The organism is Bradyrhizobium genosp. SA-3 (assembly GCF_004212635.1).
Lineage (GTDB): Bacteria > Pseudomonadota > Alphaproteobacteria > Rhizobiales > Xanthobacteraceae > Bradyrhizobium.
Window position 1 is genome coordinate 18,462 of record NZ_PSRT01000062.1, and the last position, 17,402, is coordinate 35,863.

The 17,402-nt window shown below is 62.8% G+C and carries 20 protein-coding genes; 8 read left to right on the forward strand and 12 right to left on the reverse strand.

Annotated elements, in window-relative coordinates; translation table 11 throughout:
• Window position 1: 1 nt before the first annotated feature.
• Window positions 2–1,114 (reverse strand): ABC transporter permease, encoded by a 1,113-nt coding sequence (locus CWO91_RS22050; protein WP_130216227.1) that lies wholly within the window; start codon window positions 1,112–1,114, stop codon window positions 2–4.
• A complete protein-coding gene (locus tag CWO91_RS22055; RefSeq protein ID WP_130216229.1) occupies window positions 1,111–2,223 on the reverse strand; it encodes a BMP family ABC transporter substrate-binding protein in 1,113 nt (370 codons plus the stop codon). The genes CWO91_RS22050 and CWO91_RS22055 overlap by 4 nt, the downstream gene beginning before the upstream one ends.
• 409 nt (window positions 2,224–2,632) lie before the next feature.
• Here CWO91_RS22055 and CWO91_RS22060 point away from each other — a divergent pair, with 409 nt between their 5' ends.
• Window positions 2,633–3,916, forward strand: coding sequence for an allantoate amidohydrolase (locus CWO91_RS22060; RefSeq protein WP_130216231.1), 1,284 nt, complete (start codon window positions 2,633–2,635; stop codon window positions 3,914–3,916).
• Between the two features lie 73 nt (window positions 3,917–3,989).
• Window positions 3,990–5,363, forward strand: coding sequence for a hypothetical protein (locus tag CWO91_RS22065; protein WP_130216233.1), 1,374 nt, complete (start codon window positions 3,990–3,992; stop codon window positions 5,361–5,363).
• A 10-nt stretch (window positions 5,364–5,373) separates the two neighbouring features.
• On the opposite strand, the gene CWO91_RS22070 is transcribed toward CWO91_RS22065, so the two are convergent.
• A complete protein-coding gene (locus tag CWO91_RS22070) occupies window positions 5,374–6,693 on the reverse strand; it encodes a dicarboxylate/amino acid:cation symporter (protein WP_130216235.1) in 1,320 nt (439 codons plus the stop codon).
• A 210-nt stretch (window positions 6,694–6,903) separates the two neighbouring features.
• Complete coding sequence (locus CWO91_RS22075) at window positions 6,904–7,125, reverse strand: hypothetical protein (RefSeq protein WP_128932527.1); 222 nt, start codon at window positions 7,123–7,125, stop codon at window positions 6,904–6,906.
• Window positions 7,126–7,472: 347 nt separating this feature from the next.
• Between CWO91_RS22075 and CWO91_RS45250 the strand changes: the two genes are divergently transcribed.
• Complete coding sequence (locus CWO91_RS45250) at window positions 7,473–7,655, forward strand: hypothetical protein (RefSeq protein ID WP_091897150.1); 183 nt, start codon at window positions 7,473–7,475, stop codon at window positions 7,653–7,655.
• 25 nt (window positions 7,656–7,680) lie between these two features.
• Here CWO91_RS45250 and CWO91_RS22085 read toward each other — a convergent pair whose 3' ends face one another.
• The 3 genes from CWO91_RS22085 to CWO91_RS22095 form a co-directional block, all read right to left on the reverse strand.
• Window positions 7,681–9,057: a vWA domain-containing protein gene (locus CWO91_RS22085; RefSeq protein WP_130216237.1), complete on the reverse strand. Its 1,377-nt coding sequence runs from the start codon at window positions 9,055–9,057 to the stop codon at window positions 7,681–7,683.
• Between the two features lie 5 nt (window positions 9,058–9,062).
• Entirely contained in the window at window positions 9,063–10,010 is a 948-nt protein-coding gene (locus CWO91_RS22090; protein WP_165405625.1) for an AAA family ATPase, read from the reverse strand.
• A 147-nt stretch (window positions 10,011–10,157) separates the two neighbouring features.
• Entirely contained in the window at window positions 10,158–10,358 is a 201-nt protein-coding gene (locus CWO91_RS22095) for a hypothetical protein (RefSeq protein WP_091897156.1), read from the reverse strand.
• 221 nt (window positions 10,359–10,579) lie between these two features.
• Here CWO91_RS22095 and CWO91_RS22100 point away from each other — a divergent pair, with 221 nt between their 5' ends.
• Window positions 10,580–11,554 (forward strand): quinone oxidoreductase family protein, encoded by a 975-nt coding sequence (locus CWO91_RS22100; protein WP_130216241.1) that lies wholly within the window; start codon window positions 10,580–10,582, stop codon window positions 11,552–11,554.
• Between the two features lie 40 nt (window positions 11,555–11,594).
• On the opposite strand, the gene CWO91_RS22105 is transcribed toward CWO91_RS22100, so the two are convergent.
• Complete coding sequence (locus CWO91_RS22105) at window positions 11,595–11,870, reverse strand: hypothetical protein (protein ID WP_130216243.1); 276 nt, start codon at window positions 11,868–11,870, stop codon at window positions 11,595–11,597.
• Between the two features lie 101 nt (window positions 11,871–11,971).
• Window positions 11,972–12,580: a S24 family peptidase gene (locus tag CWO91_RS22110; RefSeq protein ID WP_035705094.1), complete on the reverse strand. Its 609-nt coding sequence runs from the start codon at window positions 12,578–12,580 to the stop codon at window positions 11,972–11,974.
• Window positions 12,581–12,748: 168 nt separating this feature from the next.
• Here CWO91_RS22110 and CWO91_RS22115 point away from each other — a divergent pair, with 168 nt between their 5' ends.
• Entirely contained in the window at window positions 12,749–13,282 is a 534-nt protein-coding gene (locus tag CWO91_RS22115) for a GcrA family cell cycle regulator (RefSeq protein ID WP_130216245.1), read from the forward strand.
• Between the two features lie 61 nt (window positions 13,283–13,343).
• Window positions 13,344–13,919 carry a hypothetical protein gene (locus tag CWO91_RS22120; RefSeq protein ID WP_130216247.1) on the forward strand — a complete coding sequence of 192 codons (576 nt, stop codon included), beginning with the start codon at window positions 13,344–13,346 and terminating at the stop codon, window positions 13,917–13,919.
• Window positions 13,920–13,952: 33 nt separating this feature from the next.
• Here the strand turns inward: CWO91_RS22120 and CWO91_RS22125 are convergent, their stop codons facing one another.
• Window positions 13,953–14,309: a hypothetical protein gene (locus tag CWO91_RS22125; protein WP_130216248.1), complete on the reverse strand. Its 357-nt coding sequence runs from the start codon at window positions 14,307–14,309 to the stop codon at window positions 13,953–13,955.
• Between the two features lie 728 nt (window positions 14,310–15,037).
• Here CWO91_RS22125 and CWO91_RS22130 point away from each other — a divergent pair.
• Window positions 15,038–15,223 carry a hypothetical protein gene (locus CWO91_RS22130; protein ID WP_130216251.1) on the forward strand — a complete coding sequence of 62 codons (186 nt, stop codon included), beginning with the start codon at window positions 15,038–15,040 and terminating at the stop codon, window positions 15,221–15,223.
• Window positions 15,224–15,361: 138 nt separating this feature from the next.
• A complete protein-coding gene (locus tag CWO91_RS22135; protein ID WP_091897174.1) occupies window positions 15,362–15,703 on the forward strand; it encodes a phasin in 342 nt (113 codons plus the stop codon).
• Window positions 15,704–15,897: 194 nt separating this feature from the next.
• Here the strand turns inward: CWO91_RS22135 and CWO91_RS22140 are convergent, their stop codons facing one another.
• Both CWO91_RS22140 and CWO91_RS22145 read right to left on the reverse strand, forming a co-directional pair.
• Window positions 15,898–16,221 carry a c-type cytochrome gene (locus CWO91_RS22140; RefSeq protein WP_130216253.1) on the reverse strand — a complete coding sequence of 108 codons (324 nt, stop codon included), beginning with the start codon at window positions 16,219–16,221 and terminating at the stop codon, window positions 15,898–15,900.
• 291 nt (window positions 16,222–16,512) lie between these two features.
• The gene (locus tag CWO91_RS22145; RefSeq protein ID WP_130216255.1) at window positions 16,513–17,343 is read right to left on the reverse strand and encodes an alpha/beta fold hydrolase; all 831 of its coding nucleotides are present in this window, start codon (window positions 17,341–17,343) and stop codon (window positions 16,513–16,515) included.
• Between the last annotated feature and the right edge of the window lie 59 nt (window positions 17,344–17,402).

The window sequence follows — 17,402 nt, forward strand, 5'->3', positions numbered from 1 at the left end:
CTCAGGATTTTCCCTTCAGGAATCCGATGCGACCGTAGAGCGCATCGCTGGCCAGCACGAAGACGAAGATGATGCCCTGGAGCACCAGCACGGACGCATCCGGCAATCCGAGGCGCCGTTGCAGCAGGCCGCCGCTGGCGCTGATACCCCCGAGCAGGATCGCGACGGGGATGACGGCGAGCGGATTTTGCCGTGCGAGGAAGGCGACGAGAATGCCGGTGAAGCCGTAGCCCGCAGCAAGATTGGCATTGGTGCGTCCCTGCACGGCGGCGACCTCGACCATGCCGGCAAGGCCCGCGGCGCCGCCGGCGAGAAAGCAAATGGTTAGGATCAGCTTGTTGACGCCGAGGCCGACGATTTTCGCGGCGCGAATGTTGCCGCCGGCAACCCGCGCGGCGAAGCCGAACACGGTGTGATAGATCAGGACGTAGGCGGCAATGGCGGCGATCAGACCGAACACCAGGCCCCAATGCACGTCGGTGCCGGGAATGGAGCCGATCATGTTGGCGGCGCCGATCTCGCGCGTCGAGGGCTTGTTGAGGCTGGCGGGATCGCGCATCGCGCCTTCGACGAGATGGTTGAGGATTGCGAGCGCGATGTAGACGAGCAGCAGGCTCGATATCGTCTCGTTGACGCCGCGATACTGTCGCAAGCCGCCCGACAGCATGATCCACACGCCTCCACCGATCACGCCGGCGATGACCATGGCAATTTGCACGGCGAGCGGCGGCATGCCCTGGAGCGCCAATGCGGCGCTGGTTGCCGATAGCGCGCCGATCAGGAGCGCGCCTTCGCCACCGATGATGATCATGCCGAGTTGTGCGGGCAACGCGGTGCAGAGTGCGGTGAGGATCAGCGGCGCTGCGCGCGTCAGGGTGTTCTGCCAGGAGAACCAGGTGCCGAACGCGCCGTAGTACATGTAGAAATAAAGGTCGAGCGGATTCTTGCCGAACATCGCGACGAAGATGCCGAACACCACGAGCGCGCCAACGAGCGCCGCGCCCGGAATCAGGACATATTCGATCGTGCCGCCGTGCCGTTGCAGAAAGCCGGAATCGGCGGCCGGGGCTATTGTCCCGACCGCCTCGGCAGAATCCGCCGCTTCCGTCGTCACGAAGTCGCTCCGATCACGCCTTCGACGAGGTAGTCCATCTTCTCCAACTCGGGATCCTTCTGGCCGCGATCGGTGCCGGCCACGATCACCGTCTTGCCCTTGTTGTCGACCAGCCCGCCCTTGAAGATGGCGTAGCCTTCAGCCGAGAGGAATTTGGCCTTGACGTCGTCGGCGTGCTTGCGGGCCTCTGCGGAAACCGCTTCGCCATAGGGCGATGTCTTGACGATCTCTTCCTTGAGGCCGCCGCGATAGAAGTTCGGGATGCTCTCGCCGGCGGCGATCATCTTCACGAACTTCGGATAGAGCGCTTCCCAATTCCACTCCGCGCCGGTGAGATACGCCTTCGGGGCGAGCGGCGACTGGTTGGTATGATAGCCGCAGACGAAGGCGCCGCGGCGCGCCGCGTTCTCGACCATGGTCTTGGGGCCGTCGACATGGCAGGTGAGCACGTCAACGCCCTGGTCGATCAGGCTGTTGGTGGCTTCGGCTTCCTTGACCGGCATCGACCAGTCACCGGTGAAGATGACTTGCGTGGTGGCCTTCGGATTGGCGAGCCTGGCACCGAGCGTGAAAGCGTTGATGTTGCGCAGCACCTGCGGGATGGGCTTGGCCGCAACGAAGCCGAGCTTGCCGCTCTTGGAGGTGTAGCCGGCGACGATGCCGGAGATGTATTGAGCTTCGTCGATATAGCCGAAATAGCTGCCGGCGTTCTTCGGATCCTTGTCGCTCCACAGGCCGCCGCAATGCTCGAAGCGCAGCTTCGGGTACTTGTTGGCCATCTTGACCATGTGCGGATTGTAGTAGCCGAACGAGGTCGGGAAGAGCAGGTTGGCGCCGTCGAGATTGATCATGGACTCTATCGTCTTCTCGACCGCGTCGGTCTCCGGCACCTTCTCTTCCTCGACGACCTTGAGGCCGGGAATCTTCTTCAGGGCGGCCGCGCCCTGCGCATGCGCCTGGTTGTAGCCGTAGTCGTCACGCGAGCCGACATAGATGAAGCCGATGGTCGTCTCGGCTGCGAAGGCCGGGCGGACGCCAGCCGCAGCGCCGAGGGTCAGGGCCGCGCTGCCTTGCAACAAATGCCGTCGTGAAATCCTGCCAAAATCCATTGCTTGCTCCCCTTGGCGGATGCCCCGCCTCAATCTCGCGGCTACCGCCGGTCTGGCGGAGCTTGGAACAAGTGTCGCAAGCTTCGTGCCAGAGGCTGCGGGGCGTTCAATTCGGTGTAAACGATTGGAAATAATGGAATTTAGGGGCTGCCCGAATCCTGATCAGGAAATCGACAGATTAATTTATGAGCAGTAACTCCCGATTGTATGCAATGGAGTTAAGCAGCCTTAACCGGTTCGCGCGTGTGCATGACGGGAGCGGGGCGGTCGGCCGGCCACTCGCATTCATGCTAACCACGTGCGGATTGGGACGGCGCCGGATGCGTGATCTTCGCTGGCACCGAACTTGTATCGATCGTCATCGGGACCGCCGCTGCTGCGGTCCGCGAGAGATGGAAAGCCCGCCGAAATGGTTGCTGGGAACGCCGTTCAGACGACATCGCTCGGCGAAGAGATCGGGCGCCGCATCAACGAGCTCGGTGCGATATCGGAAGAGGTTGGCAAGCTCACCCGCATCTATCTCAGCAAGGAGCTGCGCGAGGCTGCGGACCTCATCCTGGGTTGGATGCGCGAGGCCGGCATGAGCGCGCATCTCGACGCGATCGGCAACGTCTGTGGTCGCTACGAGGGCGAGCAGCCGGGTGCGCCCTGCCTGATGCTCGGCTCGCACTACGACACGGTGCGCGATGCCGGCAAATGGGACGGTCCGCTCGGCGTGATCACCGCGATCGCCTGCGTCGCAGACCTCAACTGCCGCGGCAAACGCCTGCCGTTCGCGATCGAGGTTGTCGGCTTTGCCGATGAAGAGGGGGTACGTTTCGCCTCGACGCTCCTCGGCAGCCGTGCGGTGGCCGGCACATTCGACGAGAGCGTCCTGAACACGCGCGACCGTGACGGCGTGTCGATGCGCGATGCGCTCATCACGTTCGGCCTCGATCCCGATCGTGTCGGCGCGGCTGCGCGGGCGCGACGCGAGCTGCTTGCCTATCTCGAGCTGCACATCGAGCAGGGGCCGGTGCTGGAAGCACAGAACCTGCCCGTTGGCGTCGTTACCGCGATTGCTGGCGCGACGCGCCTTGCCGCGCGGCTGACCGGCATGGCCGGTCACGCCGGCACGGTGCCGATGGCGCTTCGCCGCGACGCACTTGCCGGCGCGGCCGAATGCATCGGCGCGATCGAGCAGTTTTGCCGGACCGACGCGGGCGGGCTGGTCGGCACCGTCGGATACATCCAGGCAAGGCCCGGCGCGACCAACGTCATCCCGGGCGAGGTGTCCTTCACCATCGACATGCGCGCGCCGACCGACATGCATCGCAAGCGTGCAGTCGCCGACATCGTCCGCCAGATCGAGGCGATCGCCAAGCGCCGGCAATTGGTGCTTCAGCTCGATGTCACGCACGAGAACCGCACTGCACCCTGTGCGCCCTGGCTCAAGGAGCAGATCGCCAAGGCGATCGGAGCGGAAGGTTTCTCCGTATTCGAGCTGCCGAGCGGGGCAGGGCACGACGGCATGGCGATGATCGACATTGCCGATGTCGGGATGATCTTCGTCCGCTGCCGCGGCGGTATCAGCCATCATCCTGACGAGCATGTCGAGCTCGCCGATGCCGACACCGGCGCCCGGGTGCTGCTGCGGGTGATCGAGAATTTCAGGCCGCGGGACGGTCAGGTGAGCCCGCAAGTCACCGGATAGAGACACGAATCAGACACGCCTAAAATAGTGACGGCCTTCCGCCGGGGCCACGAGGAACAATTCGACGAGACATATGAACAGCGACATTTCTTTTCCGCGCCATCGCGAAAGCCGGTTCTATCAGGGGCTGACGGCGACCTTCGTTGCCAACGCGCTTCAGGCGGTGAATTTTCTCGGCGATCGATTCCTGAGGCAATCGCATCATCCGTTCACTGCCATCGCGGACCTTTACCGGCACGCGATGGACAGCGCCTTTTCGGTGACCGAGGCATTCCTCGTCACGGGGGCGCCGCACGCTTCCGCGTACTATCCGCGCGACTTCGCCTGGTTCTATCCCGACGTTCTCGATCCTGAAACCATCATGGATTCGCAGGACGCAGTGCGACGGGCCCGTCTGCTCGAAAAGAGCGTGCGTCTGTTGCTGGAGGCGGTTCGCGCTGGCGTCGTCACCACGACCATCGTGCCGGCGGGACGCGGTCGGTATCTCGGAGTGAACTATTTCTCGCGTCCTTCGGATACGCTGCTCGGTATCCTTGCCGGTCTCCAGCAGATGATGTCCGCCGAAGACAGGGCGTCGTCCTTTCTGGCAATGTCACAATGCGCGCATGCGGGCCGCCTACTGGTGGCCGAATATGGCGCCGACTTGAGGCGGGCGATCCTGCAGCTCGCAAGCGAGCTGGAGCCATTCGACGATGCCGGCACCAGATATTTGCTGTGCGATGCCCGCGCCCCGCGCTCTGCGGCAACCGACACCCGCGCCGAGCGCCGACGCTTCGTGACCAATGCCTGCGTCTACACGACGTTCGTGTGGGGCGTGCAGCTAGGAATCGTCGACGAGAACGAGCTGAAACGGCTGCTCGGGCGCGACCTTGCGCAGCACAAGAGAGACCTGCTCCGGCTGTTCGGCAAGGACGGTTATATCAGACATTCCCTAGACGTCCCGGCGGCCCCGCCGGCGTCCTCGGTTGCGCTGGATTTCGTCAGCGTGCATCGCGGCTTCTGGGATCTGAACGAGGAAACCGAGCGCGCGCTGTTCGCGGCCACGGCGGATTTGATCATTGCGGAGCCGCGCTTCCGCATCCCCAGCACGTTCCACTTCCTGGTGTCGGCGGATAATCCGCGGACCAAAATGATCCACAAGATCGCGGCTCCCGCCTACCAGGGACGCTCATCCTGGCCGACATTCAACGTCGAGTTTGCGGATCGCATGCTGGACTTCGACGAATTCTCGGGGAGCGGCACCTACCGGGCCTGCGCCCAGGGAATATTGAATGACATTCGGACTGCAACCGAGGGCCACGGCGGCTATCAGGAACTGATCTCGGAGCAGGGTCTGAAATATCGCACCTGGGCTTATAAGGGTGCCGTGGCTCATTCCTGGTTTCCCCGCTTCCTCTCTGTCTGGAGGAGGGCGTATGGAACGCCGCTTCTCCGGTGGAATGACTGAGCGCGGACAACTATCCGGCCGTCACGTCCACCAGCTCACCGCCCTCCAGCACCTTGGCCGCCTTGGCGCGGTCGAGGTCGCCTTCCCAGGCGGCCACCACGACCGTGGCCACGCAATTGCCGACGAGATTGCCGAGTGCGCGGGCCATGCCGATGAACCAGTCGACCGAAAGCACGAGCACGAGGCCGATCGCCGGAATGCTCGGCACTGCGTTCAGCGTCGCCGCCAGGATCACGATCGCCGAGCCCGGCACGCCATGTGCGCCCTTCGACGTGATCAGGGACACGCCGAGCACCAGCAGGAGGTCGCCGAACGAAAGCGGCGTATTGGTCGCCTGCGCGATGAACACGACGGCGAGTGTCAGGTAGATCGAGAAGGCGTCGAGGTTGAAGGAATAGCCGGTCGGGATGACGAGGCCGACGATGGAATCCTTCACGCCCATCCGCTCCAGCTTCTTCATGATCTGGGGCAGCACCGCATCGGACGAGGCGGTGGCGAGCACGATGGTGAGCTCTTCGCGCAGGTAAGCGAGGAACTTGAGGATGTTGATGCCGGCCAATGCCATCACCCCGCCAAGCACGCCGAGCACGAAGATGCCGACTGAGACGTAGAACAGCATCACCAGCGACACGAGCTGCTTCAGCGAGCCGACGCCATATTTGCCGACGGTGTAGGCGACCGCACCGAGCACGCCGAGCGGTGCGACGCGCACGATCAACCCCATGACGCGGAACAGCACGGTGGAGGCCGCATCGATGATGGAGGTGACGAGCGCGCCCTTCTCGCCGCCGACCAGCGCAAGGCCGACGCCGAACAGCACGGCGAAGAACAGCACCTGGAGCACGTCGTTGCGCGACAGCGCATCGAAGGAGGTGGTTGGGATCACGTTCATCAGAAAGGCGCCGATGCCGCCGCCGGACAGCTTGTGAGCGTTGTCGGCGTAGGTGTTGATCGCCTTGGCATCCAGCGTCGAGGGATCGATGTTCATGCCGTGGCCGGGGCCGAAGATGTAGGCGAGCAGCAGGCCGACGACGAGTGCGGCGGTCGTCATGACCTCGAAATAGACCAGCGCCTTGACGCCGACCCGGCCCACCTTCTTGAGGTCTCCGGCGCCGGCAATGCCGTGCACGACGACGCAGAACACGATCGGCGCCACGATCATCGAGATCAGCTTCAGGAAGGCGTCGCTGAGGATCTTGAGCCCGACGGCGAAATCAGGGACGGCTACGCCGAGGATGATGCCCAGGACCAGTGCTGCCAAGACCTGGACGAACAGCGAGGTGTAAAGCGGCTTGGGCTCGGCGGCCGGGGCCGCGGTGATGGTCGACATGATGGATTCCCCGTTTGACGCGACTTCGGCGTCAAAAAGGAGCAACAACCGTGCCAGATTGTCGCGGGTGAACCCGAAAACAGCCCAAGGCTACCGGGCATGCTGTCGGACGCCGCGTTACGTGTGAGCCTCTCGTAGGACGTAAATCCGATGTCGACATCGAGTAGCCATTGTCGGTTGGTCGCGCAGCCATGCGGCGGGATTGACCCGTTAAGCCACGAGGTCCAGCAGCCGGCACGATCCGCGCACCAGCACCTTGCGTCCGGTGGGCGTCATCTCAGGCAAGCCATCATTGACGACAACGAGGCCGAGCTTGACGAGACTTTCGAGGAGGTAGGCCTTCGAGAGGCGACCGTTCGATGCCGGATTGCGAAGTGTGCGTAGCGCTTCCCATTGATCCGGCGAAAGATCGAAGTCGACGTCGTTGCTCATGTTGCCTCAAGCGATAGGTACCGTTCGCGCGTCTCTGTTAGCGACGCTGCATGACCATGCGACGACAATGAGTCGGGAATTCGGTGCGTCTTTAGAACGTCTCTTCACAAATTGCCGCACTTCGTTGCGCCACAAGAGTTAAGATCGCTCCGCCGCGAATATCGTTCCGAACCTCGATCACTTATTGATGATGTTGGCTTGATGTTGCGCTGCGAACTGCCGCGCTGCACGGGAAGTGCTGCTGTCCCATTTCGCGCCGCAATATGCACAGAAACAATGAGACGGAGCGTTCGGGACTCTGTTAGCCTTGTTCGCGGGAAATGGCTTCACAGGCCGGAGTGGAGTGCATGAAGAGGCTGGTCGAAATCCGCAGTCAGGAATCGCTGTGCCGAGAGCGGGCCGCGCTCGATTTCGAGCGCCGCGTTTTCTGGCTGGCGCAGGCGGAAGAGTGGAAGCAGCGCGCTGTCGACGAAATCGCGCATCACTTTCGCGAATGCAATCTTGCTCACGCTGAGCTGACCGCCGCCTGACGATAGAGGCGGGTGCGATCGCCGCTTATTGATAACTGGCCACGATGTCGGACACTGCGCGCTCGAGCTGCTGCGCGGTGGCGCATTGGCGCACGACAGTACAGAAGGTCGCATAGCGCGGCATCTCGGAATCGCCAAAGCCCCAGGCGAGTCGTCCCTCCGGATTGAGCCAGACCAGCCGCTTCGACCGTTCGGAGATACGGCGCAGAATGTCGGCGCGCGGGTCGAGATTGTTGCTGCGGGCATCGCCGAGCACGATCACCGTGGTCTGCGGCGTCAACGTGCTCATGAACTCTTTCTCGAAATCGACCAGCGAGGAGCCATAGTCGGACGAGCCGAAGCCGACCTTGGACATGATCTCTGCCATCGCCTCTTCCGGCGAGTTGTTCTCCAGGATCTCGCTGACCTCGATCAGATGCGAGGAGAAGGCAAATGAGCGGACGTCGTCAACCACCTCATGCAGCGAGTGGATCAGCAGCAGGAAGAAGTCGGAGACCTGAGCGACCGAGCCGGAGACGTCGCAGAGCGCCACGATCCTGGGCCGGTCACGATGCTTGCGCTTCCATGCGGTGAGGAACGGTACGCCGCCCCAGGCCGCGTTCCGGCGCAGCGTGCGGCGGACATCGAGATGGCCGCGGCGCTGGCGCTTGCGCGGCTTCGAGTAGCGCTCGCGCAGCCGGCGCGCGATCTGGCGGATGAGAGCGCGCATCTCGGCGACCTGGCGCCGCTCGATGCGCGCGAGCGGCGCGTTGCGCAGGATCTCGTTGCGAAGGTTTTCGGCCTCCTCGCGGGCGTAGAGCGCAAGCCCCTGCGAGACCGTGTCGCGCACCGCTTCGCGCAAGGCATCGAGCGCGGCGCGCAGACGCTCGGCCAGCGACGGGTTGGTCGCGGTCAGTTGGTCCAGATCGTCCCGCAGGCGCTGGAGGCCCATGGCGTCGAGGATGCGGCTGGAGAAGATGCCACGCTGGGTGGAATAGCGGATATCGGACAGCGAGGCGGCACCGGAGGCACTGGCGATCGCCGCTGCGATCGCATTGCGATCCTGCGACAGCAGCATCTGCGCAAGAGGGCTGAGTTCCTGGGCGGGCTGATTTTCACCAGCTTCGCCGGCCGCGTTCGATGAGGACGACTGATCTGAGTCCTGGGAAGCGTCGTCGCTGCCGGCCTCGGGCTGATCCGGCCGCGGTTCCGGCTGGCTGAAGAAGAGATCGAAACAGTCGCCGAGTGCGAGTTTTTCGTCCTGCGACTTGGCGAGCGTCAGCAGCAGGGCGTCGCGCAAGATGGCGCGGTCGGAGAAACCGACCTGCTTGACCGCGCGCATCGCATCGATGCTTTCGGCGGGCGAGACGTGAACGCCGGCGCCGCGCGCCGCCCGAAAGAAACGATGGAGGTTCTCGCGCATCGGCCTCAACCGAAGACGTTGGACCGTGCCGCCTTGGCAATGAAGGTCGTAACTTGCGGCACTGCTGCCTCGATGTCGGCTTCGTATTTCAGGAGCACGTTGAGCGTGTCCTTGACGATCTCGGTGTCGAGCTCCGAAGCCTGGAGCAGCACCAGCACCCGCGCCCAGTCGATGGTCTCGCTGACCGAGGGCAGTTTTTTCAGATCCAATGAGCGGATCTCGTGGATGAAGCCGACCATCTGCCGACGCAACGTCTGGGAGATGCCGGGTACGCGGCTCTCGACGATGCGTTCCTCCAGCCTCTGCTCGGGGAAGCCGATGTGCAGATGCAGGCAGCGCCGCTTCAGGGCATCGCCGAGATCGCGCTCGCTGTTGGAGGTGAGGATCACGGTCGGCGGCGTGATCGCGGAGACGGTGCCGAGCTCGGGGATCGTGACCTGGAAGTCGGACAGGATCTCCAGCAGCAGCGATTCGAACTCCGCGTCCGACTTGTCGATCTCGTCGATCAGGAGCACGCAACCGCCCGGCTGCTCCAGCGCCTGGAGCAGAGGGCGCGGCTCGACGAATTCCTTGGAGAAGAACACGTCGCCGAAATCGTGCAGCTGGCCGAGCGCTGCATGCAGCGTCCGCGCACCGCCCAGGACTTCGCCGAGCTTGTCCTTCAGGATCTGGGTATAGAGAAGCTGCTTGGCGTACTTCCACTCGTAGAGCGCCTTGGCCTCGTCGAGGCCTTCATAGCATTGCAGGCGGATCATCTTCATGCCGCGCCAGGCGGCAATCGCCTTGGCAAGCTCGGTCTTGCCGACGCCCGCGGGGCCTTCGACCAGAATCGGTTTCTCGATCTGTTGCGACAGATAGACGGCGGTCGCGATCTGCCGGCTCGCGATATAGCCTTGCGCGGCGAGGCCGCTCTCCACTGCCTCGATCGAGGTCGAGGTCTTCTGATCAGCCACGAAAGGGCGCTCCCAAAGGTCTTGCTTGACGCTTGTTCTGCCTGCGTTCCGGGCAAAGAACAAGCCTCGTTTGGGAGACATCAGATCCGCGTGAATGGCGTTTTTTCCGCTTAACGCAAATAGCTGAGCGGTGCGCGGGCCCCGCGATCAGTGCCGCAGCTGCTCCGGCTTGCGGATGGTCTGTCTGACCTCGGCGCCGCAATCGGCGCATTCATAGACAAAGTCGATCTTGGCAAGGCTCCAATGCGGTTCGACCTCGCGGACATACATCGGCAGGAACCCCATGCAGGTGGGGCAATTCACTGGCGCGATTTCGACATCCTGATGATGCTGAACATAAGCTGGCATCTCGGCTCTCCTTCGAAGGCGACTACCAAACCCCGCGTGAAGGCTACTGCCACTCGCCCCAGGCCCGTCATCAACTCTTCCGAACAGAGACGGAACGGCGGGCGTTTGTCGTTCGCTGTGACATTCTTGTTACGTGTCTGTACTGTAACGGGCGGACCAAATGTCTATTTCACGGGACGATCAGGTTCACTGAACTTCACCGCGACGAAGGAGTAACGCTCATGACGCATGCCATTCGCTTTCACAAGACCGGCGGCCCGGAAGTCCTGGTCTGGGAGGAGGTCAGCGTCGGCAAGCCCGGATCGGGCGAGGCGCGCATCCGCCACACCGCCGTCGGTCTCAATTTCGTCGATATCTACAACCGCTCGGGCCTGTATCCGGCGCAACTGCCGAGCGGGCTCGGGAGCGAGGCGGCCGGCGTCGTCGAGGAGGTCGGCCCAGGTGTCACCGATCTGAAGCCGGGCGATCGTGTCGCCTATGGCGCCTCGCCGCTCGGCGCCTATTCCGAGGCGCGTCTGATTCCCGCCGACCGCTTGTTGAAGCTGCCTGATGGCGTGGATGACAAGACCGCGGCGGCGATGATGCTCAAGGGGCTGACGACGCAGTATCTGATCCGGCAGACCTATCGGGTGAAGGCCGGCGACACCATCCTGCTCCACGCCGCGGCCGGCGGCGTCGGTCTGATCCTGAGCCAGTGGGCCAAGCACCTCGGCGCAACCGTGATCGGCACCGTCAGCAACGACGAGAAGGCCAAGCTCGCCAAGGCGCATGGCTGCGACCATGTCATCATCTACACGCGCGAAGATTTCGTGAAGCGCGTCGACGAAATCACCGGCGGCAAGAAGGTGCCGGTCGTCTATGATTCCGTCGGCAAGGACACGTTTCTGAAATCGCTGGACTGCCTCGCGCCGCTCGGCGTCGCCGCGCTGTTCGGCCAGTCCTCCGGCGCGGTGGAGCCGCTCAATCTCGGCCTGTTGGCCCAGAAGGGCTCGCTCTACGTCACGCGGCCGACGCTGTTCACCTATGCCGCCAAGCGTGAAAGTTTGGTCGCGATGGCGGGCGAGCTGTTCGACGTCGTCAAGTCCGGTGCGGTCAAGATCGAGGTGCACCAAACCTATCCCCTGAAGGACGCTGCCAAGGCGCATGCCGATCTTGCCGCGCGCAAGACCACGGGGTCGACCGTGCTTCTGGTGTGATGTTCACCCGAGACGGCGTGGCACAGGCTGCCGGCTTCCGTCACGTCCGCTCGTGCTTGCGCAGATCGCGGGCGTGATCGAGGCGCTTTGCCTGGAGGTCGATATCTTCGGGTGGGATCCGGGGCAGCGCAGCCGCGGCCAGGATGGCCTCGGTCACGTCCTCGACCGAGTTCTCGGCGATTTCGTGGATGAACGAGACGTTCTGGTATTCGCCCGAAGCGATGCGCGAGATGACCTCGCGCCTTGTGATTTCGGGATCGACGACCGCCTCGCGGCCGCGCCGTCCATAGTCGAGCATCACGACGAAATATTGCATGGAATGAACCTGCCGCACTCCCGAGTCGGGAGCGCGGCAGAGTATTTCCGAAAATCAGAATTTAGTCAAGAGCGATTTCCAAAAATCGAAAATCCGGAGCCCTATTTGCCCTTCTTGCGGGGGCGGGCCGATTTGGCGCGCAGCCGCTCGAGCTGTCCCTTGGGCATGGAAAGACAGATCTCTCCGACCCAGTCGAGCTTGACGCCGACGATCGGCTTGGCGTTGAAGCTGGTGAGATTGACGACGGACGGGCTTTTCCCGCGCTCGATGGTCTTCAAATAGCGCTCGCCGGTCTTGAGCCGGACCACGGCCTCTTCGCCGTAGAAGCTCGACAGCGGATGGCGCTGGTCCTTGTAGACCACGATCACGTCGCCGCTCTCGTACTTGGGCAGCATCGAGTCGCCCACGATCTCGAAGGCGACCGTCTCTTCCATGATCGGGAAGGGCAGGGTGATGTCGCCGAGTCCCTCCGGCGGAACCTGTTCATAATCGGGCTCGATCACGGCGCCGGCGCCGACGCGGCCCATGATCGGCGCGAGGTTGAGCTCGAGATATTCCATGATCGGAATGATCTCCGAGGCCTTCACCAGGCGTTCTCCGCCCAGAATCTCCGAGACCGCGCCGGGGCGCACGCCCATGGCCGCCGCCAGGCCGCCCTTGCTCTTGCCCGTCTTTTCCAGGCCCCGCTCGATCATTGCAACGTCCAACATGGTGATTCCCTCGATTGCGCTCCGTCTTGCCTCTTATAATCCGAAATTCGGAATTGATGCAATTATGAATATCAGAATTATCGCTTGACTTTCGATTCGGAATACCGGAATGTGTCTTTCCCGCCACCCGATCGTGCGATCGGAGCAGGCGCATCACAGGACAGCAGCATGGAACCGGGCCATTGGCCGTCGGAGCACTCCGACGCGCTTCGCGACTATTTTCTCAAAGGAATGTCTTATGCGGCAATCGCAACGGGGATTAACGCAAGGTTTGGAACGGCTTACACGCGCAACGCGGTGGCTGGCCGCGCCAAGCGGCTGGGACTCGTCGCAGTGGCGCGGATGACGAGCCCGCCGATCGTGCCGTCTTTGCCGGGCGAGGCTTGTCTGCCTTCGCCGCGCCGTCCGGCGTTACCAAACCTGAACCTGCCGCCAAAATCCGCGACGAAACCTGCGGCGCGCGTGAAGTTGCGCTGTGTCGGCGTCCAGCCACGCCTGATCCCGCTGCTCGAACTCGCGCGAGGCGACTGTCGCTATCCCTATGGCGGCGACAAGGATGGGGAGGAGATCACGTTCTGCGGCCATCCGCGTCAGCCCGGCTCCAGCTATTGCGCGCCGCATGCAGGTCTGACGCGGCCATCCGGGGTTGCGTCCGCCCGCGTCGTCGGTCCCGTCATGTTGCGGCTGGTCTCGGCCGGCTGAGGAGGCGGCCACCCGTTCGACTATCGATTTTGCAATCGCCAACTTTGCAAGGAGTATCCGAGTGGCACGTGCCCGACGCAATAAATCTTACAAATTGGCTGGAATCTACGACCGGCGGTCCCGCGACGTGCCGTTCAATGCCGAGGTGGCGGAAGTCGAGGTCGACAATCCGCTGGCGCTCGATCCCGGCGAGAAGATCGTGGCCGTCCGGTCCGTCCGCAGTGACCCGCTCGGCCGGCTTCACGCGCACCATCAGATCGACGAGGCACAATATCGCGGCGGGCGCGCCTTCCAGAGCGATTGGGAGAGAGTGGAGCGGGGCCCTCAGGCGATGGATCCGACCCGCGAATATGTCGATGGCGCGCGCACGCGCGAGCCGGTCACCGAAAGCCAGCGCCAGGCGGTGTTGCGGCTGAACCGAGTCGAACGCGAACTCGGCACCGACGGCGCAGCACTGGTGCACGACGTGCTCGTGCTGGGCTTGACCATGGATCAGATCGGGCAGCGGCGCGCCGTTCGTACGCAGCGCTGGAACGACTATTTTGCGCGGCGTTTTCGTGAATGCCTGGACCGGCTGGCGCTGATCTACGGTTTTGCGACGGAAACGGGGACACCACGGGCAGAGCAGCGCAAATGACGACGGCACGCCTGTGGGCGTGCCGTCTGCTGCTTACGGATGCGGTACGATCTGGTAGGGCGTGGAATACGGCTCGACACGGAGAGAGGCGTTGGCCAAAAGCCCGATCTTGGCGGTCGGCGCCTGCTGCAATTCGCCGTTCGGGCCGCGGTGCACGTTGTACTGCCAGACGGTGAGGTCGCCTTTCTGCGCCAGCGCATGCGCAAGCGCGCTCGCGTCATTGCCGCCGAGCGCCTGAAGCTCCTCCGCCGACAATCCGATGATGATTTCGTCCTTGATGGTGACGATCTTGAACAGGTTCATTTTGGTCTCCTGCGCCCACGCGCCTTGTATCGAGAGGGTAAGAAGCGCGACCGCGGCGCCCTTGATCAGATCGCAGCGAGAAAGCATGCCGTCGTCCTTTGGTGGTGACACGCGCCCAAATCATGAGTCTATCAGCCATGGCGCCGTCGTCCGCGTGGCCGTTCCGCAACCGCTTTGTCGTTCGCTCCTGAACAACGGTTCACGGGCGGTAAACATATCGGGACCGGTGAGGCTCGCTGGGAAAAGCCCCAGCGGGGCGCATTTCGACGAGATGAGGTAAGGCGACCGATCCCAAGGCGCTTGCCGCGTTGGTCCGCTTCACCGGCGCCTCAATCGGAGCATTGAAAACGGGCGTTCATGTCGCTGGCGATACAACCGCTGAGGAGCGACTCAACAATTACGTGTATATGCTGCCGAGGCGCCGGTTTCGCGTCCGCAAATGTCTGTTCACATCGGAAACAAGGCGAAACGCAGTGCCGATTGACAGCGATCTCGGCTGTATGCGTGATTGATGCCGCTTCTTGACGCAGGTGGGTGACGGCGGTCGATATTCCTGTTATCCGGAATTGCCGTGGCGCGATGCGGGCAAAGCATCGCTACGCCGGCTGTTGGGCTTGCCGGATCGGTTGTTCCTTGGCATAATTGCAACCTGTTCGGTTGGGCCCCATCCGTTCGACTATGGAGTTCGGCCTGCTAGTCCGCCGGGCCCCGCCGGCCGAGAGCTGATTGTCGCCATTGTATTGGGTTGCGGCGTTCGCTCCTCGAGTGCGACTTCGACGCAAGAACTGAAGGCCGATGCTTGTCATAGGTGAGGGATGAAGAACCTCAATTTCGCGGCTGAACTGCACCTCAAGCTTGGCGCGCCTGCGAGCGGCACCGTCGAAAGCCTGCGCTTGCTCCGTGCGTTCCTGAAGCTCGAGGCTCGGCAGCGTTTCGAGGTCATCAAGCTCGTCGAAGACCTCGCCACCGAAGAAACTCTTCCCGAACACCCTTTGTCCTGAGTCTGACCGCGCCGGCCTTACACCTCGTCCCTCGTTTCCTGCCAGATCCGGCCCACCGGGCAACCTTTGCCCGGGCTGGCCGCTGGAAGGCGATCCGGCAAGTGTGGTATTCAGTCAGAAAAAGGGAGGAACGCGACCATGATCGAACCGAAACTCGAAGTTCCGGCCGAACTGCGCGACTTGGCCGAGAAGACGATTGACCAGGCGGAAAAGGCATTCGGCATGTTTTTCGAAGCCGCCACCAAATCGATGTCGTCCGTTCCGGGCGCGGGGACGGACGTGTCGAAACAGGCGCTCGCTTTCACCGAACAGAACATGAAGTCGGCGTTCGAGCACGCGCGCAAGCTCGTTCACGCCACAGACCTCCAGGAGGCGATGCGAATTCAGTCCGACTTCCTGCGCAGTCAGTTCACCAGCGCCGGAGACCACATGCGCCAGATGACCGGCAGTTTCATGCAACCGGGCAAGGACAAATCCTGATTCTGTCGGTGCCGCGCGGCATGCCCACAAATTGATCTTGCGCGGCGGCGAGATGCGCATTCTGATCCTGGTGCAGGTCCATGATGGGCCACCGAATGGATCTCCATTCGCCGTCCATCATCCTTTCTGCTGATCCCTGTCGGTCTTCCGGCAGGGATTTGCAGTTTTTAGCAGGCTCGCGATTGACCGGGGTTCTACTGGCGCAGCGATCCGATATAGGCCGCGATGTCGCCAGCTTCGGTCCGGCTCAAGGGAAAGTTCGGCATCTTCGGGTGCGGGTCGAGCAGGAAGAAAGCGAGCCGCTCCGGACTGAAGTCCGGCCTGCGCGCAACGGATGCGAAGGACGGGACGTCGGCGCTAGCCTGCGTCTGGCTGCTCGCCACCACGTGGCAACTCGCGCACCAGCGCTTGGCGAGATCGGCGCCGTGCTCGGCATCGGCGGCGAGGGCAGGCGACATGCCGAAGCCTGCGGTGGCCGCGGCAAGCAACAGGCAAATTCGTCTCAAATATCGGTGCATTGGCAACCTTCATGCATTTGCTTGCAGCCGACGCGCTCACCCGCAACACGATCCCGGAAATTGCGAGAGATCGATGCGGGCGATGATCGACCGCAGCAGCCTGCGGGTCGAACGATAAAAGTGCCGTACGAACGCCGGCGTCCTTGCCGCGGGCAACCCAAGGCTCTTCGTATCAAGGCTCTTCGTATCAAGACTTTCGGTATAGTGTGACACGTGCCTCTCCGAGATGGCGAGGCCCTTCCTATCGTGGCCGGCTCGGATCTGCCTTGATCTGCCGCAAAGGGTTTCCGGCTAATAGTCGCCGGGGTTCATGATCATCGGGCTCTTCGTATCGGCCGGTGCGAGCGCGCTGCTGGCGCTGTCACGCAGGAAGCGGTCGAGCGTCGCCTGGATCTTCTCCTTGACCGCGTCGGGACCGCGATCGCTCATCTCGGTGTGCTGTGCGCCAGTATGGACGATGTCGATACCGCGAGCCCTGGCCTCTTCCGGCGTCGGCAGTACGCCGGGATCGGTCACGAAATGCGGATCCTTCGAGCGGAACGACAGGATCTTCATATGGTCGCTGAGCACGAAGGGCACCCGCAGATTGTCGAGCGTGATCACCTTCGATACCAACTCCGGGTGCTGATGGGCGACATACATCGAGACATCGCCGCCGTTGGAATGGCCGACGAGGGTGATGTGGTCGTAGTCGGCGTTCTCCTGCCGCCTCTTCAACTCGCCCAGCACGAACAGAATATTGGCTTCGCAGCGAATGTAGACTTCACGCCGGCCGACATATTTCTGGCCAGCATGGGTCATCAGCGGCGGATCGCTCGGAAGATCTTGCTGGATGCTGGCAACCAGATAACCGCGTGCGGCGAGCACGTTGGCCAGGAAGGAATATTCGGTCGCCCTGACGGTGTTGCCGTTGCTGATGATGGCGAGCGGGAGCTTCCAGAGGCCGAGATTGGCCTTGGTCTCGTAATCACGCCGCACCGCGATGTCGACCGAGATCGGCCGCTGGCGCGAGGCGTCGAACAGGGGCAAGGTCTCATGGTGGATCGCGAACCGGCTGACGATGAAATACTGGCCGACGGCGAGGACGCAGAGAAACGCCAGGATTGCAAACACCCTCTTCATGGCTTCGTCTCAAATCACCTTTGGCTGAACATGGTCATTGGGAACTCGCGGATCGAGCG

Excerpts from the sequence above, each read along its gene's own strand:
- CWO91_RS22055 (WP_130216229.1), bottom strand. The coding sequence starts at position 2,223 with ATGGATTTTGGCAGGATTTCACGACGGCATTTGTTGCAAGGCAGCGCG.
- CWO91_RS22060 (WP_130216231.1), top strand. The coding sequence starts at position 2,633 with ATGGTTGCTGGGAACGCCGTTCAGACGACATCGCTCGGCGAAGAGATC.
- CWO91_RS22065 (WP_130216233.1), top strand. The coding sequence starts at position 3,990 with ATGAACAGCGACATTTCTTTTCCGCGCCATCGCGAAAGCCGGTTCTAT.
- CWO91_RS22070 (WP_130216235.1), bottom strand. The coding sequence starts at position 6,693 with ATGTCGACCATCACCGCGGCCCCGGCCGCCGAGCCCAAGCCGCTTTAC.
- CWO91_RS22075 (WP_128932527.1), bottom strand. The coding sequence starts at position 7,125 with ATGAGCAACGACGTCGACTTCGATCTTTCGCCGGATCAATGGGAAGCG.
- CWO91_RS45250 (WP_091897150.1), top strand. The coding sequence starts at position 7,473 with ATGAAGAGGCTGGTCGAAATCCGCAGTCAGGAATCGCTGTGCCGAGAG.
- CWO91_RS22085 (WP_130216237.1), bottom strand. The coding sequence starts at position 9,057 with ATGCGCGAGAACCTCCATCGTTTCTTTCGGGCGGCGCGCGGCGCCGGC.
- CWO91_RS22095 (WP_091897156.1), bottom strand. The coding sequence starts at position 10,358 with ATGCCAGCTTATGTTCAGCATCATCAGGATGTCGAAATCGCGCCAGTG.
- CWO91_RS22100 (WP_130216241.1), top strand. The coding sequence starts at position 10,580 with ATGACGCATGCCATTCGCTTTCACAAGACCGGCGGCCCGGAAGTCCTG.
- CWO91_RS22105 (WP_130216243.1), bottom strand. The coding sequence starts at position 11,870 with ATGCAATATTTCGTCGTGATGCTCGACTATGGACGGCGCGGCCGCGAG.
- CWO91_RS22110 (WP_035705094.1), bottom strand. The coding sequence starts at position 12,580 with ATGTTGGACGTTGCAATGATCGAGCGGGGCCTGGAAAAGACGGGCAAG.
- CWO91_RS22115 (WP_130216245.1), top strand. The coding sequence starts at position 12,749 with ATGGAACCGGGCCATTGGCCGTCGGAGCACTCCGACGCGCTTCGCGAC.
- CWO91_RS22125 (WP_130216248.1), bottom strand. The coding sequence starts at position 14,309 with ATGCTTTCTCGCTGCGATCTGATCAAGGGCGCCGCGGTCGCGCTTCTT.
- CWO91_RS22130 (WP_130216251.1), top strand. The coding sequence starts at position 15,038 with ATGAAGAACCTCAATTTCGCGGCTGAACTGCACCTCAAGCTTGGCGCG.
- CWO91_RS22135 (WP_091897174.1), top strand. The coding sequence starts at position 15,362 with ATGATCGAACCGAAACTCGAAGTTCCGGCCGAACTGCGCGACTTGGCC.
- CWO91_RS22140 (WP_130216253.1), bottom strand. The coding sequence starts at position 16,221 with ATGCACCGATATTTGAGACGAATTTGCCTGTTGCTTGCCGCGGCCACC.
- CWO91_RS22145 (WP_130216255.1), bottom strand. The coding sequence starts at position 17,343 with ATGAAGAGGGTGTTTGCAATCCTGGCGTTTCTCTGCGTCCTCGCCGTC.